General features: G+C 54.9%; 14 protein-coding genes. 9 read left to right on the forward strand and 5 right to left on the reverse strand.

The window, feature by feature from the left end:
- The first annotated feature begins 90 nt into the window (after positions 1 to 90).
- From VGJ94_04380 to ybgF, 4 genes are read left to right on the forward strand one after another with little or no spacing between them, the layout of a single operon-like run.
- Positions 91 to 987 (forward strand): selenium metabolism-associated LysR family transcriptional regulator, encoded by an 897-nt coding sequence (locus VGJ94_04380; GenBank protein ID HEY3275835.1) that lies wholly within the window; start codon positions 91 to 93, stop codon positions 985 to 987.
- Complete coding sequence (locus tag VGJ94_04385) at positions 974 to 2254, forward strand: hypothetical protein (protein HEY3275836.1); 1281 nt, start codon at positions 974 to 976, stop codon at positions 2252 to 2254. Before VGJ94_04380 ends, VGJ94_04385 begins: the two co-directional genes overlap by 14 nt.
- A gap of 54 nt (positions 2255 to 2308) precedes the next feature.
- Positions 2309 to 2890: an OmpA family protein gene (locus VGJ94_04390; protein HEY3275837.1), complete on the forward strand. Its 582-nt coding sequence runs from the start codon at positions 2309 to 2311 to the stop codon at positions 2888 to 2890.
- A gap of 4 nt (positions 2891 to 2894) precedes the next feature.
- Positions 2895 to 3638, forward strand: a complete 744-nt coding sequence (ybgF, locus tag VGJ94_04395) for a tol-pal system protein YbgF (protein ID HEY3275838.1) — start codon at positions 2895 to 2897, stop codon at positions 3636 to 3638.
- Positions 3639 to 4334: 696 nt separating this feature from the next.
- On the opposite strand, the gene VGJ94_04400 is transcribed toward ybgF, so the two are convergent.
- Positions 4335 to 4538 (reverse strand): hypothetical protein, encoded by a 204-nt coding sequence (locus tag VGJ94_04400; protein ID HEY3275839.1) that lies wholly within the window; start codon positions 4536 to 4538, stop codon positions 4335 to 4337.
- Between the two features lie 178 nt (positions 4539 to 4716).
- On the opposite strand from VGJ94_04400, the gene VGJ94_04405 reads away from it, so the two are divergent.
- Entirely contained in the window at positions 4717 to 5508 is a 792-nt protein-coding gene (locus VGJ94_04405; protein HEY3275840.1) for a hypothetical protein, read from the forward strand.
- Positions 5509 to 5580: 72 nt separating this feature from the next.
- Here VGJ94_04405 and VGJ94_04410 read toward each other — a convergent pair whose 3' ends face one another.
- Positions 5581 to 6432, reverse strand: a complete 852-nt coding sequence (locus VGJ94_04410; GenBank protein ID HEY3275841.1) for an amidohydrolase family protein — start codon at positions 6430 to 6432, stop codon at positions 5581 to 5583.
- Positions 6433 to 7040: 608 nt separating this feature from the next.
- Here VGJ94_04410 and VGJ94_04415 point away from each other — a divergent pair.
- Entirely contained in the window at positions 7041 to 9077 is a 2037-nt protein-coding gene (locus VGJ94_04415) for a BACON domain-containing carbohydrate-binding protein (GenBank protein HEY3275842.1), read from the forward strand.
- Here the strand turns inward: VGJ94_04415 and VGJ94_04420 are convergent.
- The 3 genes from VGJ94_04420 to VGJ94_04430 all read right to left on the reverse strand — a co-directional run bounded on the left by VGJ94_04420 (position 9058) and on the right by VGJ94_04430 (position 10512).
- Positions 9058 to 9480: a response regulator gene (locus VGJ94_04420; GenBank protein ID HEY3275843.1), complete on the reverse strand. Its 423-nt coding sequence runs from the start codon at positions 9478 to 9480 to the stop codon at positions 9058 to 9060. The two genes, VGJ94_04415 and VGJ94_04420, sit on opposite strands and share 20 nt — an antisense overlap.
- A gap of 193 nt (positions 9481 to 9673) precedes the next feature.
- Positions 9674 to 10138: a pyridoxamine 5'-phosphate oxidase family protein gene (locus VGJ94_04425; GenBank protein HEY3275844.1), complete on the reverse strand. Its 465-nt coding sequence runs from the start codon at positions 10136 to 10138 to the stop codon at positions 9674 to 9676.
- 206 nt (positions 10139 to 10344) lie between these two features.
- A complete protein-coding gene (locus tag VGJ94_04430; GenBank protein ID HEY3275845.1) occupies positions 10345 to 10512 on the reverse strand; it encodes a hypothetical protein in 168 nt (55 codons plus the stop codon).
- Positions 10513 to 10791: 279 nt separating this feature from the next.
- Between VGJ94_04430 and VGJ94_04435 the strand changes: the two genes are divergently transcribed.
- The 3 genes from VGJ94_04435 (at position 10792) to VGJ94_04445 (ending at position 17394) form a co-directional block, all read left to right on the forward strand.
- Positions 10792 to 11637, forward strand: a complete 846-nt coding sequence (locus VGJ94_04435) for a DUF364 domain-containing protein (GenBank protein ID HEY3275846.1) — start codon at positions 10792 to 10794, stop codon at positions 11635 to 11637.
- A gap of 493 nt (positions 11638 to 12130) precedes the next feature.
- A complete protein-coding gene (locus VGJ94_04440; GenBank protein HEY3275847.1) occupies positions 12131 to 13405 on the forward strand; it encodes a hypothetical protein in 1275 nt (424 codons plus the stop codon).
- Positions 13406 to 14055: 650 nt separating this feature from the next.
- The gene (locus VGJ94_04445) at positions 14056 to 17394 is read left to right on the forward strand and encodes a hypothetical protein (protein ID HEY3275848.1); all 3339 of its coding nucleotides are present in this window, start codon (positions 14056 to 14058) and stop codon (positions 17392 to 17394) included.
- Positions 17395 to 17660: the final 266 nt, after the last annotated feature.

The following is a 17660-nucleotide window of genomic DNA, read 5'->3' on the forward strand; positions in this document are numbered from 1 at the left end:
CGGAGAGGGGACAGGCCATACCCCCTCCGCCGCTCCGCTCCGGACTTCATTTTACTTGAATTGCCATAGGTGATATAATATCCTTTCATTATGGATTTACGCCACTTGGAGACTTTCGTAAGGATCGCGGAGCTGAAAAGCTTTACCAAGGCCGCGGAGATGCTCTACCTTACCCAGCCCACCGTGAGCAAACAGATTGTCGATCTCGAGAGGTTCTTCGAGGTGAAGCTCATCGACCGGACAAAACGGAGCGTGGTTCTCACGAAAGCGGGAGAGATCCTCCTCAAGTACGCCATCGAATTCATGGCCCTCAAGAAAGAGACGATCGATGCCATAGACGCCTTCCGGGGCTTGAAAAAAGGCACCATGCTCCTGGGGGCGAGCACGATTCCCGGCACCTATATGCTCCCCCGGCTCCTCGGCCTCTTTAACCGCCAGTACGAGGGCATTCAGCTCAGGCTCCTCATCTCCGACTCGAAGGACGTGCTCAACATGACCGATCTCGGTGAGATCGACATCGGTTTCGTGGGCGCAAAGGACGACACACGGAAGATAGACTATAAGAAGATCATCGATGACACCATCGTGATCGCCGCTCCGAAAGATTATCCCGATACGATTCCCCTGGCCTCCCTTAAGGATTATCCCCTCATCGCCCGGGAGCCCGGCTCCGGCACGCGCAATGCCTTCGATCTCGCCATGGCCAGGTTTTCCTCGTCCCAGGACGGGCTGAAGACCGTGGCGGAGCTTTCGAGCACCCAGGCCATAAAAGAGGCGGTAAAAGGGGGGATGGGACTCACCTACATCTCGCGCATGGCCATAGGGGACGAGCTTGCCCACAAGGAGCTCAAGGTGGTGCGCGTGGAGGGGCTGCCCGAGATACGCCGCTCTTTTTACATGGTCACCAAGAAAGGAAAGACCCCTTTGCCCCAGGTAAAGGCCTTTATGGATATTTTAGAAAAATGGAGAAAACATGAAAAGTCTTAGATGGGCCCTCGCAGGGCTCCTCCTTCTGATCGCCTGTTCCGTGGCGGAAGCAAAGCCTTATATTGATATCGTGGGAGCAAAATTCAAAAAGGTCACCGTAGCGGTCCCCGGATTTAAAGGGGAGTCGTCTGCCGGAGCGCAGATGTCCGACCTCCTCAACAAAGACCTCGACCTTTCAGGATTTTTTATTGTGGCGCCGCCATCCCTTTTCGACAAGGAGCTCTCCGGTGAAGGGGTCGAAAAAAGCGAGATCAGGTTCAATAACTGGCGCTCCATCGGCGTCGAGCTGCTCTGCAAGGCGAGGGTCCAGGAGAAAGACGGCGAGCTTAGCCTCGAGGCCTGGCTCTACGACACCATCGATGGGAACTTCCTCTTCGCCAAGAGATATAAGGGGGGCAAGGACGCATGGAGAGGAATGGTCCACAAGCTTGCCGACGAGATCGTGCTGGCGGTGACGGGCGAAAAGGGCATCATGAGCTCACGCATCCTCTTTGTCGCGGGCACGAGGTACCACAAGGAGCTGTATACGGCAGACATCGACGGCGCCGGCCCGAAAAAACTGACGGCCTACAAGAGCATCACCCTCTCGCCATCCGTATCCCCTGAAGGAAAATTCCTCTCTTTTACGTCTTATAAGGATGGGAGGCCGAACCTCTACGTGGTGGACATCCAGGGAAACCGGGAGGTAAGGTCGGACAAGGACGATGGAATGAAGCTGGGCACCTACTGGATCAACAAGAGCACCCTCGGCTTTTCCCACACCTCGGGAAGGTACTCGACCATTTATGCGCTTGATGTGACGAACGGGGGGAAGAAGCAGATCCTCAGAAAGGAGGGCATCCTCGCCTCTCCTTCCTTCTCGCCCGACGGGTCGAAGATGGCTTTCGTCTCCGACATGTACGGCTCCGCCCAGATCTTCACGAGGGATATGGCGAGCGGCGAGATCAAGAGGCTCACCTATTCGGGCAATTATAATTCCGCACCCGCCTTTTCCCCGAAGGGAGACCTCATCGCCTTCGTCTCCAAGATGGACGGCTCCTTCGAGATCTGCATCATGAATGCGGACGGCTCGAACCAGAGGGTCCTCACGAACGGAAACGGCGCGGTGAACGATTCCCCGAGCTTTTCCCCCTGCGGCAGGTATATCATCTATTCGAGCAAGAACGGGAGCAGGTCAACGATCAACCTCATGCTCTTCAACGGCGAAAACCAGAGGGTCCTCAAGCTCCTGAACGGCAACGAGGACCAGCCTAAATTCATGCCGTGACGCGGCCCATAACGTTCGTTAAAGCCGCCCACAGCCCCTAAGGAGGGATTTTCCATGAAATATCTTTCACTGTTACTCATTCCCCTGATGCTTTACGGAGTCTTCGGCTGCGCACCCAAAACGGTCATGCCGGAGCGGGCGGCGGTTACCACCTCGCCGGACCAGGGAGCAGCCGGGGCGGGGGACAAGGAAAGGGGCAGGGAGAGAGGCATCTCCGAGGAGGACCTGGCCACAAGGGCGGAAAGGGAAAGGCTTCAGAGGTTGCGTCAGGAGAAGCTCGACCAGGACGCGAAGTCCGCCCTCTTCAAGGACATCCGCTTCGATTACGACAGCTATTCCGTCAAGGCCGATGATATCCCCCGCCTGAGGGATATCGGCAAATGGCTCTCCGAGAACAGGACCGTCGGCGTCACGGTGGAAGGCCACTGCGACGAGAGGGGGACCCAGGAATATAACCTCATGCTCGGCCAGAAGAGGGCCGAGGTCGTAAAGGATTATCTCGTAAAGGCCGGCGTCGATGAGAAGCGGATCAAGGCAGTATCCTTCGGCAAGGAAGCACCCATCGATCCCGGACATTCCGAAGAGGCGTTTGCGAAGAACAGGCGCGCCCATCTCAACATAGAACAAAAGGGGTGAGAACATGAAACGATTCGCGATCGCAGGCGTTCTTTTTCTCTTGGCAGGCTGCGCATCTTCTTCCGAGACGGACCAGCTGCGCAGGCACGTCATGATGACGGACCAGGAGCTGGGACAATTCAAGACGGAGACGAGCCGCAAGATCGCATCCCTCAACACGGATATCGACAATATCCGGAAACAGATGCTCACCGTCAGCGCGTCGACCGACGAGAAGGAAGACAAGTATAAATCGGTCCTCGGGAAAGTGGACGAGTTGCAGCACCAGCTCGACACGTACTGGAAAGATACGAAGAAGGAGATCGCCGCCCTCAAGAAAGGAGGCGGCGGGATGAGCATGACGCCCAGGGCGGCACCCCAGGTGGTGGACGCATCAGCCGAGGCCCCTTACAAAGATGCATTCGACACATTCCAGAAAGGCATGTATAAGGACGCAATCCAGAAATTCACCGCCTTTGTGGACGCCTACCCCAAATCAACCCTCGCACCGAACGCCTTATTCTGGCTTGGAGAATCCTACATGATGCAGCGGGATTATGACAAGGCCATCGTCAGTTTCCAGGACCTCCTCGACAAGTACCCGAAAACCGATATGGCCCCCAAGGCGCTCCTCTCCCAGGCAGACGCCTTCCTCGGCCTGAAAGACAAAAAAAGCTCCGTAACCATCCTCAAAAAGGTAATAGAGCTCTATCCCAAATCCGAAGAAGCGGTGATCGCCGAGCGGAAGTTGAGAAATATTAACCTCTAGGGGGTTTTCTGTCACCTCCTCGGAAATCAATGCGAATCGGCTGATCTCAAGCGGTCTTGTAAGTCTGGGGCCACGGCGGCGGGAGGGACTTAACCTCTCCGCTTCGGCTGCGCCCGTCACCCGCTAAAAGACGGTTCGTCGGGCACTCGTGGCGGAGCGACGTTCTTCAATATACCGGGCTTATCTTCGTCGTCAGCTCCTCGGCGTCCTTCCTTGTACGCCGCTTGAAGCGCCTACTTTTGGCTCCGAAGCCTCCTCCTTGCTGCACCCGGTCTATTTTCGAAGGCCGCCCCGCCACCCGCCACCTAACTCGTCGTACCTCCTCGAACAGGGGTGACTGTCCTTCGGAGCGTTTCTCCTCCCCGAGCGGGTCCCGACGGTGCTCGCAAGGCGCCGCGAGAATAACGCCCTCCCGGCCACTCTGAAGCTGGATCGAGAAAGGCAGTAAATTTTGAAGATAGCATATTTCTGACTTCTTTTCCGAAAAAAACTCCCCTGCTTTCTCTTCTCTTATCAGCTTAAAAATGCATCAAATTGGGAATTGAATCGATCAGGATGCCTGGTCTGTTATCTTGTCGGAAAGGGGCTTATGGCGACAAGAGCAAGAAGCATCGTAATCAAACCGATATATAGTTTTCTTACGGGAAGTGTTGGCATCTAAGGGTATCGAGGGTATATCCGCGCCGGGGCCTTCAATTACTTGAGTTTATCATCGAAATCGGGGGCATCGTCAAGTTCTACCGCAAAGATGCGGGTTTTTGAACCGCCCTTCGGCGCAGGCAGGCAGAGAGACCTTACGGTCACCATTTGCCTGCGTGAGCACCACGGTCCATGGTCGATCCCGAAAGCCCGGTCATTTGCTAAAAAATAGTTTCGGTCCGCCTCAGATGATGGTTTCACTCCATTTCATCCATCAGTGTGGAAATTGATAATTTGTGATTGCCGCCTTAGAATTGAATCGTGAGGGCCAAACGGCGTTCTCAGACGAGACTCTCATTTGTCCGACCGAGACCCGAATTAACGCCCTATATGGAACCTTCCGGGTCCTTGAAAGCGCCATCATATAGAGGAGGTCAAGATGCGAAAGGTTCATGCAATTGTTCCGGTAATCATAGGTCTGATATTCTCGCTCGCAGCAGCACTAAGCGCGGAAGATACACAGGGGCGCGAGGCGATGAAGAAGATCGAGCCCTTGCCGCAGGACCTGGAGATCCAACTGTCGCTGAGCGCGCTGCCGCCGCACCTGAGGGCCAATGCGACAGTATATACTTTAAACCCTGATAAGGGCTTCGAAGTTGCCCGCAAGGGTACTAATGGATTTCACGCCTTTGTTGCCCGGACCGGCGATGATACGTTCAGGGGAGCCTGGCCCTTCACGCAATATAGAGATGATATTCTCTACCCGATTTTCTTCGATAACGCGGGTGCGGGGGCACAGATGCGGGTCTTCTTTGACGCGGCAGAGATGCAGGCCAAAGGCACTCCTCCCGGGGAGCTAAAGAAAATCATCAAAGACCGTTACAAATCAGGATACTATCAAGCGCCGGAGCGGGCCGGTATCTCCTATATGCTGTCGCCGGTGCTGAGAACCTATGTAAACCCGGAAGAAGACGACAGTGTCCTCACCCTTAACATTCCACACGTCATGTATTACGCCCCCAATGTATCCAATGAAGCTATCGGGGGCGGGAAACCCGGCGGCATGTACCCTTTTGTGATAATGCCCGGACCACATGGATACTTCATCCAGCTTTTCGGCCTCACGGAAAGATCGGCGATTAATAAAGAGTACAAAGAGATGCTTGCACGACTTTGCAAAATCAGGGAAGCATGGTGTCTGACGCCTATGCCGCCTTCGATCTACCAATGAAACCTTTGTCTGGGACGCTCCCGGGCTGCCCCATGGGGAGACGACTCTAAGTGGGGAAGCTCGCGGTCGGGGTCACCCCACCGGTACGTAGGGCTCCAGGCCCAACAGCCGTGCCGCATTGGAAAAACAGATTTTCTCCTTGTTCTCGTCCGTGAGAAAGGGCAATTGGAGAAAAAACCGGAGTTCTTCCCCCTGATCTGTCCATGGGCTGTCCGACGCAAAGAGCAGGCGTTCTGCAGGGTGTTCCCTGAGGATGCGTTCCCGGAACTTCCCCGGCATCTTACGCAGAACGAATGACGTGTCCAGGTAAAGGTCCCGCCCCAGCAAATGGAGCATTGTTTCCTCGTAGGCCTCTTCTCCTCCCAGATGGGCAATAACCATACAGAGTTCCGGGACGGCCTCGTGCACCGCGGCCAGACGCTTCGGCGTGGCATGGACCGGGTCGGGAAGGCCCCTATCCATCCCTGCATGGAAAAGAATGAACATGTCTTCTGCCGCCACCGATTCATATAAAGGATACATACGGGGATCATCGACAAAAAAATCCTGATAATCAGGGTGAAGCTTGAAGCCCCGAAACCCTTCACGCTTCAGTATCTTCATCTGATCGGGGCTCAGGGGATCGGCGGGGTGCATGGCGGCCAGCGCTTCAATGCCCCGTTGCCGGATGGCGGCGAGAAACCGCTGTATGGATGGAACCTGTTCCGGCCTCGTCGCCACCGCCGCCACGACGGAAAGATCGATCCCGGCAGACGCCATGGACCTTTTCAGCCCCTCCAGGGTGCCGTCCGTATAGGCATCGATCCCTGACCGCTCACACACCGCGGTGACTGTACCAAGTGCAACATGATCGGGATAAATGTGGGTATGGAAATCGATCTTCACCGTCTGATTTCTATACGATATTTCTCTTCCTCTTTTCAAGACATAATCATGACCGGCGCGAGGCCCGATGCCATTCCCGGGATCTTCCTCACCTCTTCTCAAGCACCGGGTGAACCGAGCCCGAGGTAATCGTTTCTGCCTGGAACGGACCCTTCAAGACTAGTGTTGATTTATCGAATCTTATGGAAAATATTAGATTTTTATTGCAATACGGAGGTGAAGCTATAATAAAGGTTGGAATCGACCGTGATTATGACTAGAGTACAGTAGAATAGTTATTATTTTAGTATTAATTTGCGGTCATGCTGCGCAGCTTCGCCGATGGGGTCTGTAAAATCCGTTGCAAGAGGGGACTCATGAAAAGATTGATTGGTGCGTTTAAACAACTGTCGCCGCCGCCGTTGATCGGCCATTCTTGCGTGGGTGGTTTTATTCCGTGCGGTTTTCCGGGCACCCCACTGCGTGCATGGAAAACCAAAAGTATGATTGTTTTTTGCCATGCACTTTTTCTCTCAATGTTATTGGGGAGTTTTCCTGTGTTTGGAGCGGGGAAGGCGAGCGCACATACGGTAAATGGGTTTACCTTATCCTCGCCTGATGCAGTGTACGTCACCTCCAATAGCACCCTTGAACAAGATCGGGTAACTGTGCAGAAATTCGTCGTTCCCGGTTCAGGGCTTAAAACAGTCTCCGAGATAGGCGGATATTTTAAAAGTGCCGCCGCATCGGTGAAGTTCGCTCTCTACACCCACGATGGGGTCAATAATTGCCCGGGAACACTGGTGGCCAATTCCGACAGCGGCGCCGTGTCGTTTGAATCGACAACTTACACAAAGATCAGTAAAGCCTACTGGACACATCCGGTATTAGCGGGTGGCTCTACATATTGGATAGGTGTAATGGTTGACCGGCAGGCCAGTATGACGTATATTGCCGGTTTTGCAAGGGGCGGAACATCGACAGCCCTGATCGGTTCCTATGATGGCGCTCTATGGCACACCGCAGCCGGCCTTACAGAGGATTATGGCTTGTACGCAGTCTATGCAGATGCAGATGCTTCACCGGACCCTCCTCTTTCGCTCCATAACCCTTACAAAAGCACGGTAAATTCCTATAAAGGGCAAACCCACGCGCACACATGCTATTCCGACGGAGTAAATACGCCGGAAGCGCTTGCTGCGGGTTATAAAGCAGCCGGCTATGACTTTCTGTTTATCACCGACCATAATTACCTCACTACCCTGCCTGTGGTGGAGGGTCTTCTTGTCATGCACGGCGTGGAGGAGTCTTTTGCCGCCGGCCATATCATTTCACTGAACCCCACCAAGGTCGAAGTCCGCACGGCCGATGACCCACCGCAGGAAATACTGGATAAAATAAATAACGACGGTGGGTACGCAATCATGGCCCATCCTCATTTGCTGTGGAGTACCGATAAATTGCGCGCTTTATGGGGATATTCGGGAATTGAAATCAAGAATTCGCTGGTGGACTCGGAAGACAGGTGGGATTGGGTTCTGGAGACGTTGGGACGAAGGGTGTGGGGGTTTGCGGCCGATGATTGTCATAACGTCGCATTGTGCATTAGAAACTGGATCAACGTGTTTGCGGACTCCTTGACTCCGTCCGACATTATGACAAGCCTTCGCAGCGGGAACTTCTACGCCACCGAAGGGGCGGTCATTACCAGTGTATCCGTGGTAAATGGGAAAGTCGTGATAGAGACACCTGATGCATCCACAATAGAATTCATAACTTCCGGCGGCCTTCCGGCGCACACCGTGCGTCATGCGACTTCCGCGGCATATAAACCTCTCCATCCAAATAAATATGTCCGTATGAGGGTTACGAGAGATTCCGACTCCTTAAGGGCATGGTCAAATCCTATCTGGATTCAGAAGACCCTCACCGTCACCAAACCCGGCAACGGCGCGGTCACCTCGACCCCTTCCGGCATCGACTGCGGAGAGAGGTGTACCGCCGCTTTTCCTTCCGGTGAAATCGTGACTCTCACCGCCACCGCAGGTGACGGCGCAACGTTCATCGGCTGGTCGCAGGGATGTACGGGGAATGGTAATTGTGAGGTCGACATGACGGTGCCGAATTTCGTTACCGCCTTGTTCTCTCCCTGTGCCTACACCATTTCCCCTATCGATCCCAAGACTTTTGCCCCCAGGGCAGGCGCTACGACCATCGGCATCAAGGGGATAGGCGGAAAAGGGATCGCCTGCGGCGCCCCCACCGTGAGAGCCTCGGACTCTTCATGGATCAAGGTGACTCCCTTACCGTGGAAGCACAATAAAGGAAGGGTGAGAGTGGCAGCAACCGCCAATCCTTCCCCCTCCGAACGTGCGGGAAACGTCTTTATTGGGGAGAACACTTTCGCGATTACCCAGAAGGGGGCAACGTGCATCATCGGGAACTTTGCCCCGCCGTCTCAATCGGTCCGCGTTACCGGGGGCTCCTATACCTTCGAAGTAGCAATATCGCCCCGAAACTGCACATGGACCGCTATTGCCGATAAGGACTGGATCACGATCACCTCAGGCGGAGGCACTGGGACGGGGACTGTAAGCTATACGGTGCAAGCCGACACGACAAGCAGGAGTCGATCCGGCGCGATTACCATCCTCGGCCCGAACGGAAAAAAGAAGCTTTATAACGTCATCCAGGCGGGGAAGTGAGACGTGCCTGAGCCCCGATCGAAGACGGACGCATTGTCTCTTGTATTGATTCTTTCATCTCCTGCAACCCCAGAGGTTTGAAAATGGCCTGCCCGAGTCCTGCTGCCTCTATTGTTTCTGCGAGAGACAGGCCGATGTAGCCTGAATAGAGCATGACCGGGAAATCTCTCCGTATGCGCTTCAGGCGCACGGCGAGATCTACCCCCATCAACTCAGGCATTACGGGCTCAAGGATGGCGAGGTCGAATTTGTCGGGGTTGTCGGAAAAGACCCTCAACGCCATCAAGCTCTGCGTCTCGCCCCGCGCGGTGCAGCCCAGGAGTTCGAGCATGGCCACGGTGGCCTCCACCATATATTTGTCGCAGTCTACAATCAGAACGTGAAGCCCTCGTTTTGAAGCCATGGCACACCTCCTTTTTTGCTGCTGGAGGTGCCTGGCAGCCGCCTCTTTGTTTCTTACCGGCCCTTCACGTAAGGAAATGACCGTTGAGCCTATGAAAACCGGTGATTGTTCCGTATACTTTACATGTGAAACATATGTACTTTTATAGGGTATTACAATCCCTTTCGCCCACAGCGTGACGCCGCCCTTATCCCTACTTATTCTCTTTGCCGGTAATTTCTCTGATCATTATTTTATATACTCTGGTTTTTTCGCCCACTTTTTCAATCAATGCCTCGCCCTCCCTCACAAAATCAGGAGAGTATTTCTCTACTATTTCCAGGAGCCCCCTCCGTTTCTCATCCCCGGTTATCTCCCATGCCTCGCCAAAGGCGATGACGCTTTCATATTTCGACGTGAACTTGACCGGCACCACCTCGGTTCTTGCCACCACACAGAAAGATACCTTATTGTTGGTCTCCATGTTTCTCAGCTTATGCCCTTCTTTCGCGCAATGGAAATAAATGGCATCCCCGAAATAGGCGTAATTCAGCGGGACCCCGTATGGCTCACCCTCGGAAGATACGGTGGAAAGGAGCCCGTATTCGCCTTTCATTAGAATCTCCTTTGCCTTACTGTCGGACATCAGCCTGTCTTTGCGTCTGATTTGGTTGATCACGGTACATTCCCTCCTCTGCCTGTGTCGCCTTCATAATAGTAGACCCTGTGTGGAAAATACTGCTCTTTGTGCCCCGATGCAACATCAAAGTCGTCACCCGATGCGACATGTCCCCGGCCAAGTCTCCGGGCCACGGTGGCGGGAGAGCTTTATCCTCTCCGCTTCGGCTGCGCCCATTACCCGCTAAAAGACGGCTTGTCGGGCACTCAGCCACCCAACTCGTCGTTCCACTCCTCAAACATGGGTGGCTGTCCTTCGGAGCGTTTCTCCTCACCGAGCGGGACCCAATGGTGCTCGCAAGGCGCTACGAGGATAAAGCTCTCCCGCCACCGCGAAGTGGGATTGACAAGAACCGCAAGCTTTGAGGATAGCATTCTCCCCTTCTTACTGGAAGAGAGCCCACGATGCTTTCTCTTCGCATATCGACCTCCATGCGTTAAAAATAACCGCGAATCATTTGACATTATTTTCGCCGGGTATGAGAATAGGGGTACGAGAATAGGGGTACACTGATATTGACGGGCGAGTACTGAATTGTTGAAGAATGTCCCCGTTATATACCGGGTATTAGCGGACAATACCGGGGACGCCGGCAAAGATGACAACGGCAGGCAGCGTTACGCATGCTGCTGATTCACGAAGGAGGGTGTAGTATGGAACTTACTTTTCGCCCGGGCGATATCCTTAAAGAGACCCGGGAGGCGATTTCAACCGCCCTGGGGAATACCGTGGAAACACTGACAGTAGAAAGGACCGTCATCGGGCTCTTTTTCACGGGGGTCAAATTGAACACCGGTGAAGGGGGGCTGTGCTTTACCCCGATAAAGACGATTCCGGAAGCGGTCTGCTGCCCGAGTTCGGCACGGGTCATGCCTTCTTCAGGGAGGCTTAAAGGGAAAAAAGCCGTCCAGTTCCTCGATGAGATGTTCAGCGGTAATCCCCTGAAAAAGACGATGGCCATTGCCGTTCTCAATGCCCTCTCTTCCCTGTGCTGGAAAAGGCAACCGCCTGAAACCTACAGAATCAGGACCGGGATTGACGCCCTCGAGGAAATGGTTATTCCTGGTGATGGGTTTGTCGTCGTGGTAGGGGCCCTCGTTCCGGCCATCAAGGCATTGAAGCAACGAGGCAAGCCTTTTGCAATTCTCGAACTGGACCCGTCAACGCTCAAGGGTGATGAGCTCGAGTTCTTCGTGCCTTTCGAAAAAGCGTCTGAGGCAGTTCCCAAAGCGGATTTGCTCGTCATCACGGGGACAACCCTTATCAACGATACCCTCGAAGGCCTTCTGGAAATGAGAAAGCCGGGGGCCGAGATCATCGTGGTCGGTCCTACCGCAAGCATGCTCCCCGGCGCCTTTTTCAGAAGAGGCGTCAGCCTGATCGGCGGCGTCATGGTGACCGACGCCGACAGGGTACTCAACGTCGCAGCCGAAGCAGGCTCGGGGTATCATTTCTTCGGAAAAGGCGCAGAAAGGGTTGTCATTCAATCAGCGCAGTGAGGAATAAAAGGATTGTTCAATGATCCGGCAAAAACTTCCTACAGCCGGTCGTCGAGAAAGTAAAACGACAAAGCCGTCCCGAAGGTGAATACCATCAGGAGAATGAATAATACGTTCGTTAAAATCTTCTGCATACAACCCCCATAAAAGTAGAATAAGTGTACCGGCAGTCCGCCGCCTTCCCGTATTCGCCTTAAGCGACTTTTTCCGCGAGCCGGGTCCAATCGTCGTTGACGTCTTCCATAAAGCGAGTCTGCTGTCGTGTGAGAACAAGATAGCCTTTTCCGGCGGCCGGGGGTATCGGGCCTTCCCTGAGATCGGGGGTAAAAAAACCTGAGATGTAATAGTTAAGGAGGTCCGTGACGTGCGCCGTTCACCCGGTATCAAGACTATTGACGGATGTCCCCCGTGTCTCCACCGGGAGCAGGAAGGAAAAACTTGACACTCTTTCCGTCCTTTTGGTAGTCTCGTCAAAAAAGCCGAGGAGGTTCGCATGTCTCTTATCAAAAAATTCGTCAATTCCGGCATCTCGCGGCGGACATTTCTTAAGGGCATGGGGGCTTCCCTCGCTGCGGGACCACTTCTGGCGGGACTCGACGGGGCGGCCCTTGCGGCATCCTCTCCCGGGGGGAAGGCCCTGCTCACCCCGATCAATTACCGCACGCGGCTCGTGCTCCTGGGCACCATGGGCGGCGTCTCCTGGTGGCCCCGCTCCGACCGGGCAAGCTCCTCGTCGGCCCTCGTGGTGGGGGACTCCATCTATCTCATCGACCTCGGCCAGGGGTCGACGAACCGGCTCGTGGAGGCCTTCGGCACCGGCAAGTTCGTGAGGTCCCCCGGGGGCGCCATGATCGAGGACGGCTCCACCACCTTTCTCACGAAGCTGAAGGCCCTCTTCTTCACCCACCTCCATATGGACCATACATCCGATTACCCGGCCTTTCTGCTTATCGGCGCGGGGGCGGGCCTGGGCGGGGTCGATGGTGAGCCGGCGGGGATCAGCGCCCTCCCCGTCTTCGGTCCCTGCAACAGGGGCTCCCTCGAGTACAGCAGGACGGGCCAACCATATCAGCCCGTCCCGACGGACAGCGCCACTCCCGCAAAAATCACCACCACCCCGGGCACGAAGCAGATGACGAGCATCATCTGGCAGGCCTATGCCCAGGCCGTCAACGACCTCGTCCTCGACGACGGCTACCGCGATTTTACTAAGCTCGTGGATGTGAAAGATATCGGGACCGATATCCCCGTGCCCTTTGCCATCCCCTGCGTGGACAACAACACCTGCCCGGTGACCCCGCCCTTCCCCGTATACCAGGACGGGAACGTGAGCGTCACGGCCACCCTCGTGGACCATCACCAGGTCTTTCCTTCCTTCGCGTTCCGGTTCGACACGCTCGACGGGTCGGTGGTCTTCTCCGGCGACACGGGCCACAACACGAACGGCAACCTCCAAACCCTCGCCCAGGGCGCGGACGTACTCGTCCATGAGGTCATCGACAAGGCGTGGGTAGACCAGAAGTTCCAAAACCCCGGCCCCGAAGATCAAGGATACGCGCTCTATACCCACATGCTCAGCTCCCACACGACCATCGAGGACGTGGGGGCCGTGGCGGCGGGCTGTCAGGTGAAGACCCTCGTGCTCAACCATATCGTTCCGGGAAACACCCCGATATCGCACCTCAGACAAGCCAAGAGGAATTTCACCGGAAGACTCATCATCGGTCAGGACCTCATGCAGATAGGCATCGGTAGGCGCGGACAATAGAGGGTCCCATATTTGTTTCGGACAAGAGGACAGGGGCAGTTGGGGGCCCCTAGTGGGACGTTGGCTCGCGGTGATTCCTGAGAGGCGACTCTCTTTCGATGGTTGGGAAATCTTGATTTCTGTTTTTAAGCGCGTCCCTGTCGGTGTTTCCGTAGTTACAAGAGCGTGGAACATAAGAGACCTCCCGGGTTGAGAAGAGCGCACTATTATGGAAGAGGAACGAAGGTGAATAAGTAAAGGGCCCCTATGTGACCCCTATTGCCAGGAGTTTCGCAGCAAGAAAGCGGGAGGCAGTAGCAACGTTCTTTATCCCCTGTGAGATATTCTTTCGTTTATTGACTATGATCATTGTTTTCAGCTTCTCGATGAGCTTATAATTTTCCGATATATCGAAAGACGCCCGCCTACATTGGTTTTTTGCGAAGTTTGGCAAGAAAAATGGGGACCTTTTAATGGCGGCTCTGACGATATCTTTCCCCCGCAATGTATTGTGCCTGTCGGGACCTGGCGAAGCACTTTGTGCTTGAAATTTCATGCAGCCTCAAGCACAATAAATCTTACTAAGATTGTCGGTATGGCGTTATAGGAACAGAGCTGGAAGGCCCTACTTCAAGGCCGCCCTCTCTCCCCACCCAATAAGGAGAAATCACTTGAAAAGACTTCGTGAACGAAAAAGACATGTGATAAAAACAGGCCTGATCCTCTGCGCTTATATTCTCCTGCTGGCATCGGTCTCGCCTGCCTCTTTATGGGCCGGCGGCACCATGAAAGACCTGGGCACCTTGGGAGGGTATTCAAGCTCGGGCGCCTCCATCAACAACTTGGGGCAGATCGCAGGATCGAGTGATATTTTTACTGATTCAACCGAGACCCGCGCGTTTCTTTATGAGAAAGGGGTCATGAAGAACCTGGGCACCCCGGCCGGAGCAACGACCAGCTGGGCAACTGCCATCAATAATAAGGGGCAGATCGCAGGCACCGCCTTTTTCCCCAATAGCGATCCCGCTGTCGCTCATCACCGTGCCTTTCTTTACGAAAGGGGGGTCATGAGGGATCTCGGCACCCTATTGGGAGGGTCATGGAGTTTCGCTTACGGAATCAACGACTCCGGCCAAATCGTGGGGATGGGCAACAATGATGACCCCAATGGATATCATCGCGCCTTTCTTTATACGCCGGGCAGCGGCATGCGGGACCTTGGCGACCTCGGAGGAATCGGCAATACCGAGGCATATGGCATCAATAACGCGGGGCAGGTGGCAGGTGTGACCAGAACAATCTCCGGCAGAGTTCACGCCTTTCGCTATACCGGCGGCATGGAAGACCTTGGCCATTTGGGGGGTGACTATTCTATTGCATACGGTATCAACAACGCCGGGCAGGTCGTAGGGATGAGCGCCACCGCCTCCAGTGAGTACCATGCCTTTCTCTACTCCGACGGCGAGATGCGCGATCTCGGCACCAATGGAGGGTATGGCAGTTATGCATACGCAATCAATGACGCGGGAGAGGTCGCAGGGGTGACCTTTCATTACGGATTTCCCCAAGCCCGCGGCTTCATCTATAGAAACGGCGTCATGAAAGACCTGGGCAGTCTCGGGGGCAGCTACACCTATGGCCGCAGTATCAACAACTTAGGGCAGATCGTAGGGGATAGTTATGGGAGAGCGGGGACTAATGACCTGCCAAACCACGCTTTTCTCTGGGACCCGCCTCCTCTCCGGACCGCCGAGCACAACCTGGCCAACGTGGGCACTGTCTCGAACCAGTTTACTCTCTGGATGGACGTCTCCTATAGGGGGAGGGCAGATGCAACAGTATGCGGCAAGTACAAGTTCAAGGTGGTGGGGTCAGGCTTCCTGCCCGTGGAGGTTCCCCAGGCCTCGTGCAAGATGGTGGGGAATGCCACGAGCCTCACCAACGCGAAACGGTACTCCGTATCATTCACCCTTCCCGCACCCTTCACCAGGGCCGCCTCTCTCACCGACGCCGTGGTTTACGCGTGCGACGCCAAAAACCTTTACAACTGTTACGAGATAGAGGAGCTTGGGAAGATATCCGTCTACGGGAGCACCTTCGATCTCAAGAAACAGGCATGGCAGGTTCAGAACGCGAGATGGAAAGCCCTTACTACCACCAAGACCACCACCGACTTCTACAGGGCGGGGGACGTGGTCGACGACTACATCGTGGCGGACCAGAAAGACGGTCTCTGGTGCGCCTACATGAACATAACAGGGAAGTGCACGCCTAACGGTCTCTGCTATGGCCTTGCCAACAGCGCCATTTCAGACTTTACCAATGAGGGGGGCGCCACATGGGGCACCGACGGAAAGAATGGAAAGAATTTCGATACGGCACAGTGGAAAGCCGAAATCGATAACCACTGGGACGATGTCCTGAAAATTGCGCAAAGCCCTTTCAAGCCATTTGTCACCAACACCATATATAATTCTCCGGAAACCTGGAACGGCGTCGACAAGTGGACCCCCCAGGCGGCAAAGAAGGTGCTCTACCACTTCGTGAGCCAGAGTTCTTTTCTTAACGGATCAGGGGGCGGCACAAGCACTAACTGGGTGGGCAGGGACGACGACACGAGCTCAAAGCTCGATTCATCCCTTGCCGAGACTGAAGTGATCTCCACCATTCAGTTGGGCACGCCCGTATCCTTGGGCATTTACTTCGCCGGAGGAGGCGGCCATCAGCTCGCCATTACCCAGGTCCTCAAATGGGGCGGCCACACCCGCTACACCATTTGGGACAACAACTACCCTTACCCCGCCACCAGGGGCAAGCCCTATGGCTCCCATTTCTCGTGGTATGTCGAGAATTCATCGGATTACCCCGCCTCCTTCGCCGCAGCCGGCGGAAACATGTTCAAGACCATCCGCGTAAAAGAAGGAACCGATTACGGACCGGTCTACACCCTGGGCCAGGTCCCCGAATATCTCTCTCTCGCCGGCGACTCCCAGAATATCTACGGCACCGCCGATGAGGCCCTTGCCCCTATGAGAAAGGACGCATCAAACAGTCCGTCCCGCCCGGCGCTCCCGCGTTACCCCGACCACGTGGAACTCCTCATCGTGGGCGGAGAGGTGGCAAAGGTTACGGAAAGGGTCTCAGGAGCGGCGGTCTCTCTGGAAGCGGGAGGAACCGTCTCCCCCTCCAGGGGTAAGATCATCGAAGGAGCCCACGGCCTGGGAATGTCCCTGAGCCTCTCCCGCTTAAAGACGTACCGTGTATCGGTCTCCAAATATAAAGGCTTCCCGAGCATGAAGGTCTTTCTCACCATCCCTCGCGTTGACGGTACCATCGAGAAGATTACCTATGATAATATTGCGGATGCAAAAATAGAGTTCCTCGTGGGAGAGACGAATACCTACCTGGCTGCGACCGTCTCCAGGGGTACGCGCTCCCCCTCCTACCGGGGAATACTTCCGACCCAATTGCCGGCCCCCTCGGATTTTGAGCTTGCCTACGGGAATGGGAGCGTCTCCCTCACGTGGACCAATACCGCCCATCCCCGGTTTGACGGGGTGCAGGTAGTGCGGAAGGAATCGACCCTCCCCGAATCACCGGAAGACGGGATAGTACTCTACCAGGGAGCCGGTACCCACATGGTTGATTCCTCCCTGCAGAAAAACAAGGTCTACTGCTATGGCGTCTACAGTATGAACACCGATACCCCCAAAGGCCTCTCCCGGTGTATCGACACCGGCAAATATACCCTATCCGGCGCCGTTCCCGGATGGGGAGCGAATGCAATGGTCACACTCAAGAACGCCCAAGGGAGAATCACTCACCATGCCTCCCTTTCCGCGAACGGGTCCTACCGGTTCAATAATCTCGCCAAAGGCGAATACCTCATCGAGGCGCGACCTGATAAAGATTCGGAACCGGCAATCACAAGGATACTTACGGTGGAAAGAGACGGAACGATGGAAGTGAGAGAACTGCCAGGCGGGACGCCCTTTACTTTTGATCCCTGAGAAGTAACCACCGTCCCCGACGAGACATGGGCCACGGGGGCGGGAGGGCTTTATCCTCTCCGCTTCGGCTGCGCCCATTACCCGCTGAAATACGGTTCGTCGAGCACTCAGCCACCCAACTCGTACCTCCTCAGATGCTATGTATAAAAGACAATGTACAGGGAAAAGAAAAAAAGGCTACCCTCTTTCTTAAGAAAGATCGTGGTGATCGTCTTCACCACGAACAAAGAAAAGGAGGTAGCCAGATGAATACTCGTATGGTACAG

The organism is Syntrophorhabdaceae bacterium, from assembly GCA_036504895.1.
GTDB lineage: Bacteria > Desulfobacterota > Syntrophorhabdia > Syntrophorhabdales > Syntrophorhabdaceae > PNOM01.

Bases quoted from the DNA above. Each gene is read 5' to 3' on its own strand.
- VGJ94_04430 (HEY3275845.1), bottom strand. From the start codon at position 10,512: ATGCTATCCTCAAAGCTTGCGGTTCTTGTCAATCCCACTTCGCGGTGG.
- VGJ94_04420 (HEY3275843.1), bottom strand. From the start codon at position 9,480: ATGGCTTCAAAACGAGGGCTTCACGTTCTGATTGTAGACTGCGACAAA.
- VGJ94_04405 (HEY3275840.1), top strand. From the start codon at position 4,717: ATGCGAAAGGTTCATGCAATTGTTCCGGTAATCATAGGTCTGATATTC.
- VGJ94_04390 (HEY3275837.1), top strand. From the start codon at position 2,309: ATGAAATATCTTTCACTGTTACTCATTCCCCTGATGCTTTACGGAGTC.
- VGJ94_04385 (HEY3275836.1), top strand. From the start codon at position 974: ATGAAAAGTCTTAGATGGGCCCTCGCAGGGCTCCTCCTTCTGATCGCC.
- VGJ94_04380 (HEY3275835.1), top strand. From the start codon at position 91: ATGGATTTACGCCACTTGGAGACTTTCGTAAGGATCGCGGAGCTGAAA.
- VGJ94_04435 (HEY3275846.1), top strand. From the start codon at position 10,792: ATGGAACTTACTTTTCGCCCGGGCGATATCCTTAAAGAGACCCGGGAG.
- ybgF (HEY3275838.1), top strand. From the start codon at position 2,895: ATGAAACGATTCGCGATCGCAGGCGTTCTTTTTCTCTTGGCAGGCTGC.
- VGJ94_04440 (HEY3275847.1), top strand. From the start codon at position 12,131: ATGTCTCTTATCAAAAAATTCGTCAATTCCGGCATCTCGCGGCGGACA.